Annotated in this window: 2 pseudogenes; one reads left to right on the top strand and one right to left on the bottom strand. The window is 76.2% G+C overall.

Annotated elements, in window-relative coordinates:
• Positions 1 to 264: pseudogene (locus FUT87_RS29420) on the top strand (hypothetical protein); the annotation flags it as partial.
• Positions 265 to 338: 74 nt separating this feature from the next.
• On the opposite strand, the pseudogene FUT87_RS31130 reads toward FUT87_RS29420, so the two are convergent.
• Positions 339 to 1,177, bottom strand: a pseudogene (locus tag FUT87_RS31130) (NAD(P)H-hydrate dehydratase).
• Between the last annotated feature and the right edge of the window lie 33 nt (positions 1,178 to 1,210).

The following is a 1,210-nucleotide window of genomic DNA, read 5'->3' on the forward strand; positions in this document are numbered from 1 at the left end:
GCGGCCGCGCCCGCCGCGACGGTCGAGCCGATGCCGCTGCCGCCGCCGGACCCGCCCACGGCGGTCGATGCGCTCGAGCGCATCGAGCAGGCCGACCGCGTGCTGAAGGCCGAGCGCCGCAAGTCGGAACGCGCGACCAAGGGCGCGTCGGCGCATCCGGTCAAGGCGGCCAAGCGCACGGCGCGCGGCGCGGCGAAGTCGGTCGCCGCGAAGGGCAGCGGCGCCCCCGCGGCCAAGACGACGCGTCGCAAGCGAGGCGCCTGACGGAAGATCACCCGCTTCGAGCGGGACGACACGAGGCCTGGCATTGCCAGGCCTTCGTCGTTGTGGGCGCGCGGCTACGCTGCCCGGGCGTGCAGCGCGGCCATCGCGGCCACGAGGTCTGCGGCGAGCATCGGGCCGGCGTGGCCTTCCGCGGCGGCACCGTGCCAGGCGACGGCCGCCGTGGCGAGATCGTGTGGCGAGACCTCCGGCGACTGCGCCCACATGCCGCCGATCCAGCCGGCCAGCACATCGCCGCTGCCGCCGTCGCCAGCGCCGACGAGCCGGTGCTGTTGATCGATAAGGGCTGCGCCGCCGAAGCGACGACGCTGCCCGAGCCCTTCAGCACTACCGTCGCGCCGAAGCGCTGAGCGAGCTGCGCGGCGGCCGCGAGCCGGTCGGCCTGCACGTCGGCGGCTGACGCCAGTCCGAGCAGGCGGGCGGCTTCCAGCGGATGGGGCGTCAGGAGGGTCGACCAGCCGTGGACGGCGCGACGGCGCAGCGCGGCCTGCAGCGATTCATCGCCGGCCACGAGGTTGAGCGCGTCGGCATCGAGCACGACGTGGCGCGCGCCATGCAGCACGGTCGAGAGCGCCGGCGCGATCGCCGTCCCGCCGCCGCAGCCGCACACCGCGACGACGTCCCGCCAGGCCTCGGCGGGAGCGCTCCAGCGCGCGAAGTCCCAATGCATCAGCTCCGGACGCGCCGGCCAGGCCAGGCCGTCGTCATCGGGCAGCGCCGCGTAGACACGCCCGGCGCCGGCCGAGAGCGCGGACGTGGCCGCGAGCCACGCGGCACCGCGCATCGTCGGCGCCCCGCCGAGCACCACCACGTCGCCATGCCGCCCCTTGTGGCTCGAGGCCGACCGGCGGAAATCGCGCTGCCAGCGCGCGATGCGCTCACGGCCGAAGAGCATGGTGGGCGCTTGCGCGACGGCGCCCTCGGCCGG

The sequence above is a fragment of the Mitsuaria sp. TWR114 genome (genome assembly GCF_007997345.1).